Below are 21,047 nucleotides of genomic sequence, written 5' to 3'. Positions count from 1 at the left end.
CACCAATGAAATTCATCTCGTATGTACACGACTCGGGTGTCCGCGGCGGCATCCTCGCCGCCGACTCGGTCTACGACCTCGAACGGCTGCTGGAGGCCGCAGACCTGCCCGGCGGGGCGACCTCCTCGGTGCGCGAATATCTCGCGCGGTCGGAAAGCATCTCCGAGCTCTCCGCAGCGGTCGGTTCCCTCATCGTCGACAATCCGGCCACTCGCGTCGGCGCCCGCTCCGACGTGACGCTGACCGCGCCGATCACCGACCCAGGGAAGGTCCTCTGCGTCGGGCTCAATTACAAGGATCACGTCGCAGAGACCGGACGGGCCCTTCCGGAGTATCCGGATGTCTTCGCCAAGTTCGCATCCACGATGGTCGGGCCCGATGACGAGATCGGCGGCGCGGACGTGAGCGCCGACCTGGACTTCGAAGGCGAGGTGGCCGTGGTCATCGGTCGTCGTGCCTCGCGCGTGGCCGAAGAGGATGCGCTCGACCATGTTGCCGGGCTCTCCGCACTGAACGACATCTCGGCACGCGATCTGCAGTGGCGGGGAACGCAATGGTTGCCGGGCAAAGCGGTCGACGGCTCGACGCCGTGGGGCCCCGCCCTCGTCACGCTCGACGAGGTGGGAGATCCGCAGACGCTCGAACTCGTCACCCGGGTCAACGGCGCGGAAATGCAGCGGTCGAACACGAAGCTCCAGATCTTCACGATCGCGCGCATCGTGTCGTACCTGTCGAGCTTCCTCACGCTCGAGCCCGGCGATGTCATCGCGACGGGCACGCCGCAAGGGATCGGCGCGAAGCGCACCCCTCCCGTCTGGCTCCGGCCGGGCGACGTCGTAGAGATCGACGTCGAGCGCGTCGGGCTCCTGCGCAACCGCGTCGGCGCGCAGTGATGCGTCGCCCCCGTCTCCGCTCAGCGGAGCCATCCACATTCACGTTCGAGAGAAAAGCGAAAGATTCATGAGCGCAGTCCAGACACAACCCGGCGGCGGAGAGACGCGGTATCGCATCGCCGTCGACACCGGAGGCACGTTCACGGACGTCGTCGTCGGGTCGAGCACTGGCGACATGGCCGTCGGCAAGGCACTGACCACCTACGACCGCGTCTTCACGGGGTTCGAGGGAGCCGTGCGACGGGCAGCACAGTCCGTCGGGTGGGATGGCGATGAGGTGCTGCGGAACGCCGATGTCATCGTGTACGGCACCACACATGCCACGAACGCGGTGCTGACCGGGCGGGTCGCCAAGACAGCGCTGCTCGTCACAGACGGATTCGCGGACACGCTGCTGCTGCGCGAGGGCGGTCGTCGCGATGCCTTCGATTCCAAGGCGGCGTACCCTCCGCCCTACATTCCTCGCCAACTGACATTCGAGATCACCGAGCGTTTGTCTGCCGAAGGGGAAGTCCTCACCCCCCTCGATGAGGAGCAGGTCCGCTCCGTCCTCCGCACCTTCCCGGATCACGGGATCGAAGCCATTGCGGTGGCCTGTCTGTGGTCCATCATCAACGACGTGCACGAGAGCCGGATCGCCGAACTCATCGAGGAAGTGCTTCCGGGCGTCCCGTACACGCTCTCGAACGACGCGAACCCCACCATCCGCGAGTACCGGCGTGCGTCCGCGGCGTCGATCGATGCATCGCTGAAGCCGCTGATGGCGGATCACCTCGGCAAGCTCCGCGGCGACCTTCTGCAGTTCGGTTTCGATGGCGACCTGCTGGTCGTCACCTCCGAGGGCGCTGTCCTCGACGTCGTGGACGTCCTCGACCGTCCGGTCCTCCTCCTGAACTCTGGCCCATCGATGGCACCGCTCGTGGGTGCCGCGGCTGCACCTGAGCGCGAAACCGTGGTGGTGTGCGACATGGGCGGCACGACCTACGATGTCTCGCTGGTCGAGAAGGGAGTCGTGCGGCACACTCGTGAGGCCTGGCTCGGTGAGCCGTTCGTCGGCCACCTCACCGGTCTGTCTTCGGTCGCCGTCACGAGCATCGGCGCCGGCGGCGGAAGCATCGCGTGGATCGACGCGGGTGGACTCCTCCGGGTCGGTCCGCAGAGTGCACGCAGCACGCCCGGCCCCGCAGCGTATGGCCTCGGCGGCGAAGAGCCGACCGTGACCGACGCCTGCGTCGTGCTCGGCTACCTCGACGCTCAGGGATTCGAGGGCGGATTCACCCTCGATCACGATGCAGCAGTCAAAGCAATCGAGACTCGTATCGCCAAGCCACTGGGAATGGACGTGCTCGTTGCAGCTCAGGCCATCCTGGATGTCTCCGGACACCAGATGGCCACGGCGACGCGACAGGCGGCACTCGAACACGGCGTCGATCCCCGGGGCGCGCTCATCGTCGCCGGCGGTGGCGCCGGCGCGATGGTGGCTGCGATCATCGGCAACATCCTCGAGGCCGATACAGTCCTCATCCCGGCGACCGCAGGCGTCTTGGCCGCCTATGGCGCTCACCGCGCCCCGATCGCAACCGAATTCCTGTCACCGCTGCACAACGACACGCGCAATTTCGACAGCGCGTCCGCGGCCAGTGCGGTCAAGGAGCTCGGCAAGAAGGCCAAGTTCTTCGCGGCGCGGTTTGAGACGGTCAACCCCGACGCGCAGTTCTCGTACTTCGTCGACGCCCGCTACCCCGGTCAGGCCTGGGATCTGCGCGTGTACCTCGATGGTGCCCCCGACGCAACCGGTGACGCAGCCCGCCAGATCGAGGATGCCTTCCACGCCGAGCATGATCGCCGAAACGGCACCCACGATCCCGCGAGCCGAGTGGAGATCATCACGTGGGGTGTCCGAGTCGAGATCCCGAGGCACGAACTGCTGAGCGACGAGGTCACTGTGACGGGCGAAAGCGTCGTGCACCGCCACGACCCGATCGTCTTCGGCGGCGAGAGCCACGTCACTCCGCGCTATCGCGGCGTGACCCTGTCGCCCGGTCAGCACATCGCGGGTCCTGCGATCATCGACCAGCCGACCACGACGATCGTCATCCCGCCCGAGTGGGACGCGGATCTCGACGATCGATCCAACATCTATCTGAACCGTAAGGAGGCGTAACCGTGACACGCCAATTCGACCCCGTCAAGCTGTCGGTCCTCGCCAACGCGTTCGACGGCATCGTCCGCGAGATGACGAACGGACTCCTCCGCTCGGCGCGGTCTTCCGTGATCAACACGGCGCGCGACTTCTCCTGTGCTGTGCTGACTGCCGACAACCAGCTCCTCGCCGCCGCGGAAGGCGTTCCCGTGCACGTCTTCGGTGCCGGCCCGCTCGGCGAGGACATGATCGAACTGCACGACGACATCCGCGAGGGAGACGCGTTCCTGCACAACGATCCCTATCGGGGAAACTCCCATGCCGCGGACCACTGCATTCTCGTACCGATCTTCGTCGAAGGCCGACACCTCTTCACCGCGGTGACCAAGGCGCATCAGGCCGACTGCGGAAACTCGCTCCCGACCACCTTCTTCGCGACAGCGCGCGACGTGTATGAAGAGGGAGCGTTGATCTTCCCCTGTGTACGAGTGCAGCGGGACTACATGGACATCGATGACATCGTCCGGATGTGCCGCGCCCGCATCCGCGTGCCGGATCAGTGGTACGGCGACTACCTGGCATCGGTGGGCGCGTCGCGCATCGCCGAGCGGCGGATCAAGGAGCTCTCGGAGAAGTTCGGCGTCGACGACCTCCTCGCCTTCGTCGACGCATGGTTCGACTATTCCGAACGCATCACCGCGAGCGCGATCGAGACCATGCCGGAGAGTACGCTGCACGGCAAGTCGGCTCATGATCCGTTCCCGGGCACCGGGCCGGACGGGGTCGAGCTTCAGGCAACCATCCACATCAAACCGTCGGACGGTCGCATCTCCATCGACCTGCGCGACAACCCGGACAACCTGCCGAACGGCCTGAACCTGACGCGGGCGACCGCGACAGGCGCCGCGCTCGCCGGAGTGCTTTCGGGCATCCCCGAGACGCTGCCGAGCAACGCCGGCACGTTCCGCCGGATCGAGGTGCTCCTGCGAGAGGGCTGCGCCGTCGGTATTCCGCAGCACCCGTTCTCGTGCTCATCCGGAACGACCAACCTCGCAGACCGCATCGTGAACATCGCCCAGGCAGCGTTCTCGCAGATCGAGGACGGTTACGGAACGGCCGAGGGCGCGGCCGGCCAGGCGCCGGCCAAATCGGTGATCTCCGGCACGGATGAGCGCAACGGCAACGCCTACGTCAACCAGATCCTCGTCGGCGGGGTCGGTGGCCCTGCAACGCCGTACGTCGACGGTTGGCCGACATATCAGCGGCCGGTGTGCGGTGCACTCCTGTACCACGACAGTGTGGAGGTCGACGAGCAGCGGTATCCGATCCTCATCCACGAGCGCACTCTGATCGCCGATTCGGGTGGGGCCGGACGCCAGCGCGGCGGCCTCGCGACCCGCGTCTCCATGGAGCCCCGGGCTGACGCCGTCACCCTCACCTACGGCATCGAAGGCAAGCTGAACCCGCCGAAGGGCGTACGCGGGGGAGGCGGTGGTGCGGAGCCCGACGCGTGGGTCGAAGATCTGACCACTGGTGAGCGGCGCGCGATCCCGGTCGTTGGGCGATACGACCTCAAGCGCGGGGAGAAGGTCGTATCCATCACCCCCGGCGGTGGCGGCTACGGCAACCCGCTCGAGCGGGATGCCGAGGCAGTCCTCGACGACCTGCGCGAGAACCGCGTGAGCGCGGAAGCCGCTCTCTCCGAGTACGGCGTCGTCATCACTGACGGTGCCCTCGATGCGGATGCGACCACCTCGCTGCGCCGGGAACGCCTGGGCGTGCACTGACGCCTACCGTGGCGTCGATCAGGCGACGGGCCGAATCAGGTCGGCTCCGGGGCTTCGGGCGGGTGCACACACTCGCCCGAAGCCCCGTTCTCGTTCCTGCCGGCGTCTCCCGGCTCTCGTATCAAACTGGCACAACCCGAGCGGATGACACGGTGTGAGGCTCGATTGCAGGCCGGGATCGATTCTCACCGGCCACCAGTCTGAGGAGTAACCATGAGCAGCACCGCCACCGTCGAGGTTCCAATCGACGCATCGGCCAATGCAATCCGCCGCCGCACCGTCGCGCAGGCGATCGTCGAGTACCTGCAGGTGCAGTACAGCGAGCTCGACGGTGAGCGCCGTCGTCTCGTGCCGGGACTCTACGGGATCTTCGGCCACGGCAATTCGGTGGGCCTCGCGCAGGCGACTGATGAGTATGGCACCGAATTCCCCTTCTACCCGGCCAAGAACGAGCAGTCGGCCGTCCACGCGGCTATCGGCTACGCGAAGGCCACCAACCGGATGTCCACACTGGCTTGCACGGCGTCGGCCGGTCCGGGCTCGACCAACATGGTCACTGGTGCGGCTACTGCCACGACCAACCGCCTGCCGGTGCTGCTGTTCCCTGCAGACATCATCAACAACCGTTTCGGTGACCCTGTGCTCCAGCAGGTCGAGCACCCGATCGAGCGAGATGTCTCGGCTAACGACTGCTTCCGCCCGGTCAGCCGCTACTTCGACCGGATCACGCACCCGGCACAGCTGCTCTCGACGCTGCCTGAGGCCATGCGTGTACTGACAGACCCGGTCGAGACGGGCGCCGTCGTGGTGTGCCTGCCCCAGGACATCCAGGGCGCGGAATTCGACTTCCCGGAGGCGTTCTTCGCTCCGCGTGTCTGGCCGATCCGTCGTCGTCCTGCCACGGAGGACGAGATCCGCGACGCGTTCGAGATCATCAAGGGTGCCAAGCGTCCCCTCATCGTCGCCGGCGGCGGCGTGCGCTATTCGAAGGCGGTCTCCGAGCTGCGCCGCTTCAGCGGTGAGTTCGGCATCCCCGTGGCCGAGACCTACGCGGGCAAGGGCGTTGGACCGATCGACGAGTTCGGGGTCGGCGGCCTGGGGGTCACGGGTACCGTCGGCGCGAACCAGCTCGCCGACCAGGCCGACTGCGTGATCGCCGTCGGCACGCGTCTGCAGGACTTCATCACCGCGTCGCGCTCGCTCTTCCAGAACCCCGAGCTCCGTATCGTGCACCTCAATGTGAGCTCGTTTGACGCACACAAGATGGGCTCGTACGCCGTCGTCGGCGACGCGAAGGGTTCTCTCAGTTCGCTGCAGGAACGTCTGGAGGCGGCCGGATATGCCACCGATGCGGACTACCGCGACGAGATCGCATCCGCGCAGAAGTTCACACGCGAGCGCCTCGAGCACGATCTGCAGGACTTCCCCGGCGAGACCCTCAGCCAGGCGCAGGTCACGCACGTGCTCAACGAGCACACCGACGCGCGAGATGCTCTGGTGCTCGGCTCGGGCGGCGCCGTCGAGCTGGTCCACAAGGCGTGGAACCCGGCGAACGGGACCGAGATCCACTTCGAGTACGCGAATTCCTGCATGGGCCACGAGATCCCGGCCGGCCTCGGCTATCGCCTCGCGACGCCCGACTCGACGGGCGACGTGTTCGTGCTGATCGGTGACGGTACGTACTTCATGCAGCCCACCGAGCTCCTCACCGCGACCCAGCTTCGGGAGAAGGTGACGGTCGTCGTCATCGACAACCGCGGTCACCAGTGCATTTGGCCGCTGCAGGTAGCCAAGGGCGGACCCGATGCGGAGTTCGGCACCCAGCTGCGTGAGCGCGGCGAGGCGACCGGCAATTTCGACGGCGCCGTCGTCGACCTCGATATCGCGGCGAACGCAGCCAGCATGGGAAGCGCGGCCTGGACGGTGACCACAGCCGACGAGCTGCGTGCGGCTTTGGTTGAGGCGCGCGAGGTCCATGACCGCCCCGCGGTCATCGTCGCCAAGGTCGAGCCGTACCGCTACCTGTCGGGCAACGGCGCATTCTGGGACGTCGGCGTGCCGATGACCTCGGAGCGACCCGGAAACCAGGCGGGCACCGCGGAGCACCTCCGCGGACGCGCCCGCCAGCGCTTCTTCGCAGCGACCACTGGGCCCAGCGAGGGCTGACCGATGAGTTCATTCGCAGTCACGGATCCAGCCACGGGGACGGTCGTCGCGCAGTATGTCGAATCGACGGACCACGAGGTCGAGGCGGCACTCCAGGCGACTGACCGCGCGTATCGGGGCTGGGCTCGCGAGACAACGGTTCGCGAACGCGCGGCGCTCGCGAACCGTCTGGCCGAGCTGTTCCTCGAGCGCGAGGACGAACTCGCGTCGATCATCAACCGAGAGATGGGAAAGCCCATCGACCAGGGGATCGGCGAGGTGCGTTTCTCCGCCGGCATCGCGGCCGCGTTCGCACAGAACGCAGAGGAGTGGTTGGCGGACGAGGTGCTGGAGGTCGCGGACGGGCTTCGCTCGTTCCTCCGCTTCCAGGGCACTGGCGTCATCCTCGGCATCATGCCGTGGAACTACCCCTACTATCAGGTGGTCCGCTTCGCCGTGCCCAACCTGATCCTCGGCAATACGATCATCCTGCGTCACGCCAGCCAGTGTCCCGAATCGGCGCTCGCGCTGCAGGAGCTGTTCACTGACGCAGGGTTCCCCGCGGACGCGTACGTGAACCTGTTCGCGACGCACGGCCAGATCTCCACGATGATCGCGGATGACCGCGTCCAGGGGGTGTCACTGACCGGATCCGAGGGCGTCGGCGCCATCGTCGCGGAGCAGGCCGGTCGCGCCTTGAAGAAGTGCGTCCTGGAGCTCGGCGGGTCGGATGTCGTCCTCGTGCTCGACACGGCGGACATCGACCATGCGGTGGAGCAGGCGGTTATCGGTCGGATGGACAACACCGGACAGAGCTGCAGCGGTTCCAAGCGCATCGTCGTTTCCGATGCTCATTTCGATGAGTTCGCAGCGAAATTCGCCTCGGCGATCGGTGCGAAGTCCTACGAGAACGGGGACTACGGACCGCTCTCGTCGACCTCGGCGACCCAGACCCTCGCGGCGCAGGTACAGGGCGCGCTCGATCAGGGAGCCCAGATGCTCGTCGGCGACAACCAGCCGCAGGGCAACCGCTACACGCCGTCGATCCTTACCGATATCACTCCGCAGATGGATGTCTACAGCGAGGAACTCTTCGGTCCGGTCGCGCAGCTCTACCGGGTCTCGAGCGATGCAGAGGCCATTGCACTGACCAACTCATCGCCGTACGGTTTGAGCGCCGTGGTGATCTGCGACGACCTCGAGCGCGCCGAGCGGATCGGCGATCAGCTCGAGGTCGGCATGGTCTTCATCGGCGCCGGCATGCTCGGCGGCCCCGATGTCCCCTTCGGCGGCGTCAAGAAGTCTGGCTACGGCAGAGAGATGGGCAAGGTCGGAATGCTCGAATTCGCGAACAAGAAGCTGTTCCGCTTCGCGAACTGAGCGCATGTCGGCGAAAGCGGTGCAGACCAACCCGGTCTGCACCGCTTTGCTCATGAATGTCGCGACGGGCCGGCCTCGAAAGTGCGCGCCCTTCAATGAGTCGAGGTTGCGAAGACGCGGTCCATGAGAGAAAGAACCCACACGATGCACTCGAAGAGTCGCCACCGAAGTTCTCGACCCAGAGAACGCCGATATGATGCTCGTCGCGTCAGCTGAGTTCAATGCCCATTGCCAGCGAGAGCCTCACGATTGCCGACCTTGTCGCGATGCCAAACCTCGGATTGAGGCTAGTGGCGGGGAGCAGCGGAGCGACGAACGAGGTGCTCTGGACGCACACCTCCGAGCTCCAGGACCCCGGACCCTGGTTTGAGGGCGGCGAGCTCCTCGTCGTCAACGGGCTCGGGATTCCGAGGGATGGGAGGAGCCAAGTCCAATACGTGACGCGACTCGCAGATCATCGCCTCGCCGGGATCGCGATCAGCGTTCTGGGGCCTGAGCTTACGACTGAGATGCTTGCAGCGGCGGATCGGCTTGATTTCCCGATCCTGCGGATTCCGCAACGGATTCCCTTCATCGAGTTCTCGCATCTGGTTGCGAACTCAAGCGAACGCGCAGCGCGTGGCCGCCTGTCTCGGCATCTGCGGATCCTGGAAACGCTCAGGCTTCGAAACAGTCTTGAGAGTGATCCGGTGCAGATCTATACCCAGTTGGAGCAAGCATCGGGTTACCGGCTCTCGCTGATCTCGCCCGCTGGGCGTCCGCTCTTGCGGGCCTGGCCCTCGGTTCCTGACGACGTTGAACTGCAGCAATCCGCGCAGGGCGCGGATCTTCAGGTGATTCCGAACGGGTACATGCTCCCGCTGTTCGTGGGCGACCGTGTCACCGCATACTTGGTCGGGGTGGAGAACCCCGAGACCGAACCCGGGGGACTCGCGGCACTCCAACACGTCAGCAGCCTCGCCGTCCTCGACGCAATCGATGATCAGCGGCGACGGGAGGCCTTGCATCGTGAAGGCGGCTTGCTCCTGTCACAAGCATTTGATGAGGACCGCGAGGAGAGTCGCCTCGACGATCGGTTCTCTGCTGCGGGGCTCTCGCTCTTCAATGGGGTTCGCATTCTTGCAATCGAAGCCGCTCATACATCCGCGGTCGATGAAATCGAAATAAGAGATTGGCTCGCTGATCGTGGTCTTCCGCATCTCATCCTGCAACGGGACGCGCTTTACGTTGCAGTCAATTGTGGGCTGGGGCAGCTCGACTCGCTCGCGGTTGGCTGTGGGGTGAGGATCGGAGTGAGCACGGAGGCTCGCACCATCTCAGAGCTTGGCCACAATCGGCGTCAGGCGAAATGGTCATTGAGGCTTGCACGGGAATCACCGGGAACAGGCGTAACGGTTGCCGAGCAGCAGTTCGGCCTGGCTCGGTGGCTGAATCCCGACTCGGAGTCGCTCGAACAGCTTGCCTCGGGCATACTGCACCCGCTCGTTCAATACGATGCCCAAAACGGCGCCGACCTGTTGGGTACGCTGCGTGTGTATTTTCGCAACCAAGGCAGGTTGCGTTCGACAGCCGCACAGTTGTTCGTCCACGAGCACACGCTGGCTTACCGTCTCAAGCGCATCGAGCAGATCACGGGACGCGACCTCAAGAGTTACCGTGATGCGTTCGAACTCTGGCTCGCCGTCGAGTCGGGTCCTTTTGCCAGTTGAAGCTGACGTCGCATCTGAGAATTGGAGCGACGAGACGCCTGGCCTGGACCTGGCGCACGGCGCCGGCGGACTGGATCCAGCTCGCCGGCGCCGTGCGGAGAGCCTCACTCCGGCAGATTTCGGCCAGCCGTCTCACGGGAGAGGAATGTGCCTGTCAGGCCGAAGCCGGTGGACACGGCCCCGAGCATCGTGACGGCGACCCAGCTGCCCGTGGCACCCAGCAGCGCGAATGAAAGCAGCGCGGTCAGGCCGGCGAAGGCCGAACCCCCCTGAAAGCCGATGGACATGCCGGTGTAGCGAACATTCGAGCCGAAGAGCTCAGATAAATACGCGGACAGCGGCCCGTAGGTCGCACCCACGAACACGAGCTCCCCGCCGACGGCCAGAATGATCGCTCCGAACGAGGCATCCGGCGTGAGGAGGTTGAAGAAGACGAAGAGCCAGAGGAAGCACCCGATGAAGCCGATGGCGAGCACGGGACGACGGCCGATCCTGTCGCACACAAAAGCCCAGGTGAGCGACGACGCGATGTAGATCACCTGGGCGACGGTGATCGCCCAGAGGACCGTGGTCGCCTGCAGGCCGAGATACGTCGTGGCGTAGGGCGTGACGAAGACGAGCGAGAGGTGGAAGTAGATCATGGAGAGGGACACGGTGATCGCGCAGAACACTTGCCGACGGTACGACTTGAACAGCCGCGCCACCGGGAGCTTGGCGATCCCGGCCCCGGAGTCCTCGGCTTCCTTCTTCTGCATCTCGAGGAATGCGGGCGTGTCCGCGATGCGCGTGCGGATATAGGCGCCGACGATCAGCAGAAGCGCGCTGATGAGGAATGGGATGCGCCACCCCCACGCCTCCAGTTGCGCTTCGCTGAGCATTCCGGTCAGAACCGCCAGCAGCGCCGATGACAGAAGGAACCCGAAAGAGGCGCCGACGTTAGCGACGGTCGAGAAGAGAGCACGATTTCGAGAATTCGCCACGTTCTCGATGACCAGGGTCGCCGCACCCGCATACTCACCACCCACCGCGATTCCCTGCGCGAGGCGCAGCAATACGAGCAGGGCGGTGGCCCACCCGCCGAGCACGGCGTACGTCGGAAGCAGACCCAGAAGCACGGTGCTCGCGCCCATGAGCCAGACGGTGACCACGAGCATCTTCTTGCGTCCTATCCGGTCACCGAAATGGCCGAAGACGATGCCTCCGATGGGTCGGGCGAAATAGCCGACGGCCAGGGTGCTGAAACCGAGCAGGATTTCGGAGATCGGATCGCCAGGCTGGAAAAAGAGGCGGCCGAGGATCAGGCCTGAGAGAGATGCGAAGATGTAGAAGTCGAACCATTCCAGTACCGCGCCGATGGTGCTGGAAATGACGACGCGTGCAATCGATGTCCGCGATTCGGCGGTTCTGATCATGACATCGGTGTCCATGTGCTCTCCGTTCCTCAGGCCGGCAACCTTGTCGATCTGATGATTTGCCTGGGCGGCACCTTGCCGTCCCGGCGCTGACTACGATGCGCCGACCCGACGGCAGAAGCCCCGCCGTCTCAGAGCGTTGGAGCGTCCTGTTCGCACGTGTGCCCTTGTTCGACCATTGCGGTTGGCGCTCTCACGACGGTAACGGCCAGCGGATCGACAACGTATTGGCGAAAGTCCCAAACGTGCTTTCCAAGAATGGCGAAAACGAGATGTCTCGGAAAGGTGTCTCGTGCCCTGACTCCCGGTAATGTCGGCCCTTGTCGTGCACTCTCGGTGAGATGAGAACGTGCCCTCGCTGCCTCGATCGCGGCAGACCAGCCCGCGGGACCAAGGACAAAGATGACTGAGATGAACGCGCTCACCGTGAGCGTGCCGACCACCGAGCTCGCGCACGATCTCCGAGGGCTTCCGGAGCGCGTTCGCGTACTGGGCTGGAACTTCGACGGTGATCCGCCCGTCCCGCACGTTGACATCGTCGTGCTGCCATACCTGTCCAGCCTGGAGCCGCTGCACGCACTCGGTCGCGTCTCCTCGCGGCTCGTGCAGAGCCCCGCGCTCGGCTTTGACGGAATCGAGGCGAGGCTCGTCCCGGGAATCACGTTCGCGAACGGAGTGGCCGTGCATGAGACATCCACAGCCGAGATGGCGCTGGCGCTCGTGCTGGCTTCGCAGCGCGATCTGCCCCGAATGCTCGTGGATCAGACGCGCGGCCACTGGCCGCAGCGGGACATCTTCGTCCCCGGCCTCGCCGACCGCCGCGTTCTTCTGATCGGCTACGGCGGGGTCGGGCGTTCGATTGCGCATCGGCTACGAGCCTTCGAGGCCGACACATCGGTAGTCGCGTCCCGGAGCTACTGCGCCGACGACGGGACGGAGATCCACGCGGTGGATGAACTGCCTCGGTTGCTCGCCACCACCGAGATCGTGATCGTCGCTGTTCCGCTCACGCGTCGCACTGAACGGCTCATCGACGGGGACTTCCTCGCCAGGCTTCCCGACGGTGCCCTCGTGGTCAACGTGTCGCGAGGGCGTATTGTTGACACAGGTGCCATGCTGCGTGAGGCCGGGCGCCTCCGCTTTGCGCTGGACGTTACGGATCCCGAGCCGCTCCCTCTCTCACACCCGCTGTGGTATGCCCCCGGCGTGATCATCACGCCGCACGCCGCGGCTGGGACGATGGCAATGCGCCCTCGGATCGCCGGCTTGGTGACGCGGCAGATCGAGCGGATGCTCGCAGGTGAGGAACCTCTGAACGTGGTGATCCGCACCTAGTGCTCGCCCGTTCATCCAGGAGCAGCGAACAACGGGGGAGGGGGATGCGGCGCGGGACGATGGAGCGGGCGAGGCGCAGGGCGGCGAGGATCTCACCGCCCCGCGTATCAAGGGTTGATTTTCGTCGGCAGGTCACGCGTCGTATGTCGTCGCCCCATCAACGGCGGCAAGGTCGACCCATGCTCCCGTCTCAGCACTTCGGAGAGATGCATCGACGAGCTCGGAAGCGCTCCACCCGTCTGCCGCAGACGGGGCGAGCTGTCGTCGCTCCGCCACAGACTTCAGGAACAGTGCCGCCTCGATGACCTTGAGGTCGTTGAATCCGATGCCAGGGCCGGCGTTCGGCTGGAAGCGGCTGAATTCGCCGAAGGCTGGTCCGGTCATGATCGTTCGGTAGCCGTGCCCGTCATCGGCGAGCTCGAGCTGATTCATGCGCTCGAAGTTCCATCGCAGAGATCCCTTGGTCCCATATACCTCGATGATGTACTCGGCGTGGGGTCCGATCGCCACCCGAGTCGACTCGAGGATCCCGATCGCGCCACCCTCGAAGCGCGCGAGGATGGCAGCATAGTCTTCGTTCTCCACCTCGCGGGTGGTGCCGCCGGGGACCGGGCGATCCTTGATGAAGGTCTCGGTTACTGCGTTCACCGAGGCGATTCGTCCGACCAGGTACTGTGCCAGGTCGAATCCATGGCTGAGCACGTCGCCGAGCACCCCCGAGCCGGCATAGGCCTGCTCGTATCGCCAGGTGAACCCCTGGGTCGGATCGGACGCGTAGCTTGTGAGAAGGCGGATCTGCACGTTTGTCACGGTGCCCAGCGCACCCGTGGCGATGAGGCGCCGGGCTTCGGCCACGGCGGGAGCATGTCGGTAGTTGAATCCCACCGCCGTGATCAGACCGGCCTCCGTCGCGCGCTGGGAGATGTCGCGCGACTCGCCGGCGCTGCGGCCCATCGGCTTCTCGATCCAGAAGTGCTTGCCGGCTTCGATGGCCGCCAGCGCGATCTCGTGGTGCAGGAAGTTCGGGGAGCAGATGGAGACGACGTCGACATCCGGATGAGCGAGCACTTCTCGATAGTCGGAGGTGGTTTCGCGATACCCCACATTGACCTCGGCATACTGGCGTGCTGCTTCGTCGGGGTCTGCGGCGATCACGAGTTCCGGGTGCTGAGGCAGCTCCGGGAAGAACTGACGGGTTCCGAGATAAGCCCGCGAGTGCAGGCGTCCCATCCAGCCGACCGAGATCAGCCCGACCCCGATCTTCTTCTGGTCTTCCACGTTGACTCCTTCGCGTCGTTGCATTGGCAGTTGTGTCGCGCGTGATGCCGTAAGGCTGGGGCGCGCTGATGCCACGCTAAGAAGCCGGTGGCCCGGCAAGTTGTTCCAATCTGGAACAGCTCAGGAGCGTGAGCTCGGGATGGAATGAGATCAGCAGGCACCGAGCCCGAAGGAGCGCCGTCCTCTCATGTCACTCAATCGAGCCGAGTTCGCACGCGTCCTCGTCACCGGAGCCACCTCCGGCGTAGGAGAGGCCGCAGCCAAGCTTTTCGCCCGACGGGGGGCGCGGGTGGCCCTGGTTGCGCGCCGCGCGGACGAACTGAGCCGTGTCCAAAGCGAAATCGGTGATTTGGGGAGCGCCTTCATCGCAGACGTTGCCGACGCGTCAGCCGCAACGGGTGCGGTGGATGCAGCGATCGCGTCGTTCGGAGGTCTGGACGTCGTGGTGAACACGGCAGGGATCGCGACGCAGACGGCTATCGAAGACCTCGACGTCGATACCTGGCGGCAGACGATCGACACGAATCTCTCGGGGACGTTCTATGTGTCGCGCGCGGCCGGCCTGCACATGGCCGAAGCCGGTGGCGGCTCGATCGTCAACGTTGCGTCGGATCTTGCGTCGACGGGGGTCGCGGGCCTCGCCCACTACAGTGCGTCCAAGGCCGGTGTCGTGGGTCTCACACGGGCTCTCGCGATCGAGCTCGCCCCCACCGTTCGCGTCAACGTGATCTGTCCCGGTCCGATCGACACCCCCATGATGCGGGCCGAACTCGCTCTCGCCGACGACCCGCAGCACGCCCGCCGGGAGAAGGAAGCGACCGTGCCGCTGAATCGACTTGCCGATCCGCTCGAAGTCGCGAAGGCGATCTACTTCCTTGCGATCGACGCCACCTTCGCCACCGGGACCAGCCTGGCGTTCGATGGCGGCACTACCGCCGCCTAGCAGCCGCATCACCACCTCCATTCCGCGCCTGCGCGGAGCCCAGAACAACCACGAACGATCAGAACACCACTCGCAAAGGAGTACCGAGGTCATGGCCGACGTCAACAACAGCGACCTGCGCAGCGCTCACTGGTTCGGTCCTCACGACCTGACCGGGTTCATCCACCGGACGGCCATTCAGGCGGAGGGCTTCTCGAACTTCGCGATAAAGGATCGCCCGGTCATCGGCATCGCCAACTCGTGGTCCGAACTCGTTAACTGCAACATCCACTTCAAGCTCCTTGCCGAAGCGGTCAAGCGCGGTGTCCTGATGGCCGGAGGCCTGCCACTCGAGTTCCCGACGATCTCCCTCGGCGAGAGCCTCATGAAGCCGTCCGCGATGCAGTTCCGCAACCTGATGGCGATGGATGTCGAGGAGTCGATCCGGGCCTACCCGCTTGACGCGATCGTGCTTCTGGGCGGGTGCGACAAGACGGTGCCCGCGCAGCTCATGGGCGCGGCCAGCGCCGACATCCCGACGATCATGCTGACCGGCGGTCCGCAGGAGCCGGCCTTCTTCCGTGGTCGTCAGCTGGGCGTCGGAACGGACACCTGGAAGTACGCGGACGAGCTTCGCGCCGGCAAGATCACGCAGGATGACTTCAACGAGCTCGAGGCCAGCGCCAAGCCCACGGCGGGGCACTGCAGCGAGATGGGGACCGCTTCGACGATGACGTCCCTCGCGGAGGCACTCGGCATGTGCCTTCCCGGCACCGCGTCGATCCCCGCGGTCCACGCGCGGCGTGCCGCAGCGGCCGAAGAGACCGGCCGCCGGGCAGTCGAGATGGCGCTGTCGCAGGGCCCGAAGCCGAGCGAGGTGCTCACCGAGCAGGCTTTCGACAATGCGATCACGCTGCTCATGGCCGTCGGAGGCTCTACCAACGCGGTCGTCCATCTTCTTGCCTTGGCACGCCGCGTCGGGTACGAGTTGCAGCTGGACCGGTTCCACGAGATCTCGCAGCGCACGCCGCGAATTGTCAACGTGCGCCCCTCGGGCGAGCACCTGGTACAGCAGCTGTTCCACGCAGGCGGCATCCCTGCTGTGCTCAAGGAGCTCGCGCCGCTGCTCCACGGGGACGCGATCACCGTCAGCGGGCGCACGATCGCGGACGGGTACGAGGCTGCGCCGAGCCCCGACGGGGACGTGATCACTACCCTCGACGCGCCGTTCGATGCGTCCGGCGGCATCGCGGTCGTGCGCGGTAGCCTTGCTCCCCGCGGTGCCGTCATCAAGCGCAGCGCCGCCTCGCCCGAGCTGCTGAGCCACCGCGGCCCCGCCATCGTCTTCGAGGACATCTACGACCTCGGGCGCCGGATCGACGACCCGGAACTCGAGATCGATGAGAACTCGGTCCTCGTACTGCGCAACAGCGGTCCGAAGGGGGCGCCGGGGATGCCTGAGTGGGGGATGCTCCCGATCCCGGAGCGGTTGCTCCAGCGTGGCATTCGCGACATCGTCCGCATCTCCGATGCGCGCATGAGCGGCACTGCGTTCGGGACCACCATCCTGCACGTGTCTCCCGAGTCGGCCGTCGGCGGGCCATTGGCCGCCGTGCGGGACGGCGACATCATCGTGCTGGATGTCGAGAATCAGGTGCTCGATCTGGAAGTGCCGGCGGAGGAGATCGCGCGTCGCCTTGCGGAATCGGTGCTGCCGGCACCCAAGTACCGGCGGGGCTACGGGCGGCTGTTCCTTGATCACGTCCTCCAGGCCGATGAAGGGTGTGACTTCGACTTCCTACAGAAGCTTCCGGACGAGGATCCGCAGCGCCTCCCGTACGGCCTGACGAGTGGTTGGCAGGGGGGCTGGTGACCTTGCCGCTCAACGACAAGCCGGCTCCGCTGGGGGCTCGCGAAGAAGGGAATGCCATGTCTCGGCCCAAAGCCATTGTGATCGTGCCGCAGGGGCGCCCGGTCCCGCCGATCGAAGCTCTGTCAACAGAGGCCGAATTGGTGGTCGTCCGCACGGCGGACGAGCTTCGCGCCGCGCACCCGGGGGCGCAGATCCTCTTCCTCAACGATTTCCGCAGCAACCTCCTGCGGGAAGTCGGCCCGGGGGAGCTGCGGTGGATCCACACGTCCAGCATCGGGGTGGACGCCCTGCAGACCGAGGAGATCGTGCACGGTGACATCGTCGTGACCAACTCCCGCGGCGTGTGCGAGCGGCCCATTGCGGAATGGATCCTGGGCGTCATCGTCATGTTCACGAAGGACCTCCGTCGCACGATCGAGCTTCAGCAGGACCGCGTCTGGCTTCACCGCGAAACGCAGCCGGTGCTCGGACGACGCGTTCTGGTCGTGGGCCCCGGGCCGGTCGGGCGCGAGACGGCGCTGCTGCTCCGTGCCGCCGGCATGGACGTGAGTATCGTCGGCCGGAGCGCGCGCGACGACGACCAGCTGGGGCGGATCGAGTCGATCGGTGACCTCGACAGCCTGCTGGGGAGGGTCGACGATGTCGTGCTCACGCTGCCGTTGACGGATGACACTCGGGGACTGTTCAATGCGGCCCGCATCGCGCAGATGCGCGTCGGCTCACGGTTGATCAACGTCGGCCGCGGCGCGGTCGTCGTCGAGGCGGATCTGCTCAGCGCGATCGACTCCGGGCACCTGAGCGGTGCTGCTCTCGACGTGTTCGAGCAGGAACCGCTACCGCAGGACAACCCGCTGTGGAGCAAGGACAACATTCTGGTGTCCCCGCACGCTTCCGGCGATCTGGTCGGTTGGCGCGGGCGAGTCGTGGAGTGCTTCGCCGAGAACCTGCGGCGCTGGAAGGCGGGCGAACCACTCCGCGATGTCGTGGATGTCGCCAGGCTCGGCGTCACCGCGCCGGCGCTCACTCCGGACGCCCCATGAGGACGGTGCGGGCCTCCCACTGGTGCCCGCGCCGCATGGAGTGGCATTCGAAGCAGCACCGATGAAAGCCCCATCGGACACGAAAGAGGATTCCCCGATGTCGACAGTCGTTCACGATGTGGTGCCCCTTCGCCGACTCATCGATGACCTTCGCGAACGCGCGGTTGAGGTCGACGACTCGCCAAGGCGTCGGTCGGAGTACTCGTACGATGCATCCAATTACCGCGTGCGACCCGTCGCGGTGGCGTTCCCGCGCGATATCGAACAGATCCGCGAGATCATGCGGCGATGCGCAGACACCGGTGTCCCCGTCATCACGCGAGGCGGGGGCACCTCGATGGCGGGCAACGCCGTCGGTGCGGGCCTGGTCATCGACGTGTCGCGGTACCTGAACACAATCCGCGACATCGACCTCGACGCGCGCACCGCCATGGTGGATGCCGGGGTTATTCTGGGCGAGCTGCGGGCAGAGGTCGAAATGCGCTCGCATGGCGCGCTGACTTTCGCGCCCGATCCGTCCTCGATCTCGCGCGCCACAGTCGGCGGCTCCGTCGGCAATGACGCGTGCGGCAACCACTCCGTCGCCTACGGTCGCATGACGCACCACGTCGAGGAGCTGGAAGTGGTGACCGCGGACGGAGCGTATCTGCGCACCGGCCCGGACGGCATTCAGGCCGTGGATGCCGACGATCCCGTGTCGGCCGCCCGGGCGCTCGCGCTGAACACCGACCTGGGCGCGCTGATGCAGACTCATCTCGCGGTGATCCGCACGGAGTTGGAGACGATCCCGCGCCAGGTCTCGGGCTACCACCTCGGCGGGCTCCTCCCAGAGCACGGATTCGACATCGCGTGCGCCCTCGCCGGCAGTGAGGGTACCTGCGCAATCGTGGTCGCCGCGCGGGTCCGTCTCGTGCGCCGGCCCCAGGCGACGGCTCTGCTCTGCCTGGGCTACCGCGACACCATCGATTCCGCAAGGGACGTTACCGCCCTCCTCGAATCGAATCCCACGGCGATCGAGGGGCTTGATTCGTCGATCGTCGAGATCATGCGGCACCGGCGCGGTGAGGCCAGTGTCGATCTGCTGCCGGAGGGGGACGCCTACCTCCTGGTCGAGTTCGCGGCAGATGACCTCGAACAAGCGCGGAAGCAGTGCGCTGATGTCATCGAGAGCCTGCGGCGACACGGTCGCCTTGTGGACGGACGGATCATCGTGGATGCCGCACAGCGGGCGAAGCTGTGGCGCGTCCGAGAGGATGGCGCCGGGCTCTCCTCCCGCCGGATCGATGGCATTCAGACCTGGCCGGGGTGGGAGGACTCCGCAGTCGCACCGGAGCGGCTCGCCGGTTACCTCGCCGAGCTGCTCCCGCTCGTGCGCAAGCACGGCTACACCGCGTTCCTGTACGGCCACTTCGGCGCCGGGTGCGTGCACATGCGACTCGACTACGACCTGCGCACGCCCGAAGGCCTGCGCAACTTCGAAGCGTTCACCCGCGCTGCCGCCGCCCTCGTCGTTGCCCACGGCGGCTCGCTGTCCGGCGAGCATGGCGACGGCCGAGCCCGCAGCGAGCTGCTGTCCTTGATGTATTCGCCGCAACTGATCCGAGCCTTCGGCGAGTTCAAGGAGGCGTGGGATCCGCGCGGGGTGCTGAACCCCGGCATCATCGTCACGCCAGAGCCATTCGCACAGTCGCTCGCCCTCGAGGGGGTTCCGTTGCCCGACCCCGTGCACGCGGGGGTGCGTTCCGGGACGCTCGGGTTACTCGCGGCGAGCAGTCCGTTCGTGGGCAACACCCACGCCTGCATCGGTGTGGGTCGCTGCCGGGCCTCCTCCGGCGGTGTCATGTGCCCGAGCTATCGCGCGACGAAGGACGAGAAGGACTCGACGCGCGGACGGGCTCGCGTCTTGCAGGAGTTCGTGCGCAACCACGGGAGCAGCTCCGGGGCATGGGCAGACCCGGAAGTCCGCGAAGCCCTCGATCTCTGCCTGTCTTGCAAGGCGTGCTCCACCGACTGCCCGACAGGCGTGGATATCGCAGAGGCGAAGTCGGAGCTCATCGACGAGCACTACCGCGGACACGTCCGTCCGTTCACGCACTACTCGATCGGTTGGCTCCCCCGCTGGCTTCCCGGTCTGACGCGGATCGCCCCACTCGCGAACCTCGGAGCCCGCAGCACTCTCGCGCGTCGCATCGGAGACATGCTCGGGGTGAGCGCCCGCCGCCGCCTTCCCTCGTTCGTCTCGGCGAGGCAGATCCGACGGCGCATCCGCGAAGCAAAGTTCGCGGATGACGGGAGCATCCTGATCTTCGCGGACAGCTTCACCAAGGCGTTTCGGCCCGAGGTGGTTCCGGCGGCGGCAAGAGTGCTGGGCGACGCGGGCGAGCAGGTGGGCTGTACTCCCGACGCCTGCTGCGGACTCACGTGGATCTCGACCGGGCAGCGGTCCGGCGCTCGCCGGAGGCTTGCAAGACTCATCGAGCGATTCGACGATGGAACCGAGAGGCCGATTGTCGTCCTGGAGCCCAGTTGCGCGGCGGCGATCCGAGACGAGGGCCCGAAACTAGTGGGCGGGCCGGCGGCGCAGCGTGTTGCGGCGCGTGTCCGATCCTTCTCCGTGGCGATCGCCGAGGCCCTGGCACGAGGGTGGACGCCGACGGTGCCCGCTCCGAGCCAAGCGGTGCTGCAGACGCACTGTCACGAGCACGCCGTCTTCGGAGCGGACGCGCAGCGCAACGCTTTGCACGGTTGGGGCGTCACGGACGTGATCGAGTCGTCATCGTGTTGTGGTGTCGCGGGAAATTTCGGGTTCGAGGCCGAGCACTTCGAGACGTCGATGAGGGTCGCCGAGCACTCGCTACGGCCGGCGATGGACGCGGCATCCGACTCGACGCCGATTCTCACCGACGGCTTCAGCTGTGCGATGCAGGTCGGCCAGCTCAATCCTGAGAGGGCGAGCTCTCACCTTGCGATGCTCATGGACCCCTCGCGAGAGGGCGCAGTGCGCGAGTGATGGCCGGCACCGTCTCGCGGCGTCCCGCTTTGGGACAGCGGCGGGGTGTCATGACCTGCTGAAATGGCGCAAAGGCCAGAACTCCGACCGTTGTCGGTCGGAGTTCGACGACCGCTGACG

Annotated in this window: 13 protein-coding genes; 11 read left to right on the top strand and 2 right to left on the bottom strand. The window is 66.0% G+C overall.

The annotated features are described in order from the left end of the window. Positions 1–5 precede the first annotated feature (5 nt). The 6 genes from ACTJI8_RS17495 (at position 6) to ACTJI8_RS17470 (ending at position 10,057) form a co-directional block, all read left to right on the top strand. Positions 6–893, top strand: coding sequence for a fumarylacetoacetate hydrolase family protein (locus ACTJI8_RS17495; protein ID WP_440734700.1), 888 nt, complete (start codon positions 6–8; stop codon positions 891–893). Positions 894–960: 67 nt separating this feature from the next. Next, complete coding sequence (locus ACTJI8_RS17490) at positions 961–3,057, top strand: hydantoinase/oxoprolinase family protein (protein ID WP_440734699.1); 2,097 nt, start codon at positions 961–963, stop codon at positions 3,055–3,057. Between the two features lie 2 nt (positions 3,058–3,059). Further along, on the top strand, positions 3,060–4,823 hold the full coding sequence (locus ACTJI8_RS17485; RefSeq protein ID WP_440734698.1) for a hydantoinase B/oxoprolinase family protein: 1,764 nt from the start codon (positions 3,060–3,062) through the stop codon (positions 4,821–4,823). A gap of 213 nt (positions 4,824–5,036) precedes the next feature. Continuing rightward, complete coding sequence (gene iolD / locus ACTJI8_RS17480) at positions 5,037–6,989, top strand: 3D-(3,5/4)-trihydroxycyclohexane-1,2-dione acylhydrolase (decyclizing) (RefSeq protein WP_440734697.1); 1,953 nt, start codon at positions 5,037–5,039, stop codon at positions 6,987–6,989. Positions 6,990–6,992: 3 nt separating this feature from the next. Next, complete coding sequence (locus ACTJI8_RS17475; protein ID WP_440734696.1) at positions 6,993–8,348, top strand: aldehyde dehydrogenase family protein; 1,356 nt, start codon at positions 6,993–6,995, stop codon at positions 8,346–8,348. A gap of 221 nt (positions 8,349–8,569) precedes the next feature. After that, entirely contained in the window at positions 8,570–10,057 is a 1,488-nt protein-coding gene (locus tag ACTJI8_RS17470) for a PucR family transcriptional regulator (protein ID WP_440734695.1), read from the top strand. 104 nt (positions 10,058–10,161) lie between these two features. On the opposite strand, the gene ACTJI8_RS17465 is transcribed toward ACTJI8_RS17470, so the two are convergent. Further along, complete coding sequence (locus tag ACTJI8_RS17465; protein ID WP_440734694.1) at positions 10,162–11,484, bottom strand: MFS transporter; 1,323 nt, start codon at positions 11,482–11,484, stop codon at positions 10,162–10,164. A gap of 387 nt (positions 11,485–11,871) precedes the next feature. On the opposite strand from ACTJI8_RS17465, the gene ACTJI8_RS17460 reads away from it, so the two are divergent. Beyond that, the gene (locus ACTJI8_RS17460) at positions 11,872–12,804 is read left to right on the top strand and encodes a 2-hydroxyacid dehydrogenase (protein ID WP_440734693.1); all 933 of its coding nucleotides are present in this window, start codon (positions 11,872–11,874) and stop codon (positions 12,802–12,804) included. Between the two features lie 132 nt (positions 12,805–12,936). Here the strand turns inward: ACTJI8_RS17460 and ACTJI8_RS17455 are convergent, their stop codons facing one another. After that, a complete protein-coding gene (locus ACTJI8_RS17455; RefSeq protein ID WP_440734692.1) occupies positions 12,937–14,082 on the bottom strand; it encodes a Gfo/Idh/MocA family protein in 1,146 nt (381 codons plus the stop codon). A 187-nt stretch (positions 14,083–14,269) separates the two neighbouring features. Here ACTJI8_RS17455 and ACTJI8_RS17450 point away from each other — a divergent pair, with 187 nt between their 5' ends. From ACTJI8_RS17450 to ACTJI8_RS17435, 4 genes are all read left to right on the top strand, one after another. After that, positions 14,270–15,025, top strand: coding sequence for an SDR family NAD(P)-dependent oxidoreductase (locus tag ACTJI8_RS17450; protein WP_440734691.1), 756 nt, complete (start codon positions 14,270–14,272; stop codon positions 15,023–15,025). Between the two features lie 91 nt (positions 15,026–15,116). Next, positions 15,117–16,877, top strand: a complete 1,761-nt coding sequence (locus ACTJI8_RS17445) for an IlvD/Edd family dehydratase (protein ID WP_440734744.1) — start codon at positions 15,117–15,119, stop codon at positions 16,875–16,877. A gap of 56 nt (positions 16,878–16,933) precedes the next feature. After that, entirely contained in the window at positions 16,934–17,917 is a 984-nt protein-coding gene (locus ACTJI8_RS17440) for a D-2-hydroxyacid dehydrogenase (RefSeq protein WP_440734690.1), read from the top strand. Between the two features lie 226 nt (positions 17,918–18,143). Next, the gene (locus tag ACTJI8_RS17435; RefSeq protein WP_440734689.1) at positions 18,144–20,927 is read left to right on the top strand and encodes an FAD-binding and (Fe-S)-binding domain-containing protein; all 2,784 of its coding nucleotides are present in this window, start codon (positions 18,144–18,146) and stop codon (positions 20,925–20,927) included. The last annotated feature ends 120 nt before the right edge of the window (positions 20,928–21,047 follow it).

Source organism: Microbacterium sp. 22303 (assembly GCF_052045265.1).
GTDB lineage: Bacteria > Actinomycetota > Actinomycetes > Actinomycetales > Microbacteriaceae > Microbacterium.
Note: the sequence above shows the minus strand (reverse complement) of the source record. Positions and strands in the feature narration are given on the sequence as shown.

Bases quoted from the DNA above. Each gene is read 5' to 3' on its own strand.
- ACTJI8_RS17495 (WP_440734700.1), top strand. From the start codon at position 6: ATGAAATTCATCTCGTATGTACACGACTCGGGTGTCCGCGGCGGCATC.
- ACTJI8_RS17490 (WP_440734699.1), top strand. From the start codon at position 961: ATGAGCGCAGTCCAGACACAACCCGGCGGCGGAGAGACGCGGTATCGC.
- iolD (WP_440734697.1), top strand. From the start codon at position 5,037: ATGAGCAGCACCGCCACCGTCGAGGTTCCAATCGACGCATCGGCCAAT.
- ACTJI8_RS17475 (WP_440734696.1), top strand. From the start codon at position 6,993: ATGAGTTCATTCGCAGTCACGGATCCAGCCACGGGGACGGTCGTCGCG.
- ACTJI8_RS17470 (WP_440734695.1), top strand. From the start codon at position 8,570: ATGCCCATTGCCAGCGAGAGCCTCACGATTGCCGACCTTGTCGCGATG.
- ACTJI8_RS17465 (WP_440734694.1), bottom strand. From the start codon at position 11,484: ATGGACACCGATGTCATGATCAGAACCGCCGAATCGCGGACATCGATT.
- ACTJI8_RS17460 (WP_440734693.1), top strand. From the start codon at position 11,872: ATGACTGAGATGAACGCGCTCACCGTGAGCGTGCCGACCACCGAGCTC.
- ACTJI8_RS17450 (WP_440734691.1), top strand. From the start codon at position 14,270: ATGTCACTCAATCGAGCCGAGTTCGCACGCGTCCTCGTCACCGGAGCC.
- ACTJI8_RS17445 (WP_440734744.1), top strand. From the start codon at position 15,117: ATGGCCGACGTCAACAACAGCGACCTGCGCAGCGCTCACTGGTTCGGT.
- ACTJI8_RS17440 (WP_440734690.1), top strand. From the start codon at position 16,934: ATGTCTCGGCCCAAAGCCATTGTGATCGTGCCGCAGGGGCGCCCGGTC.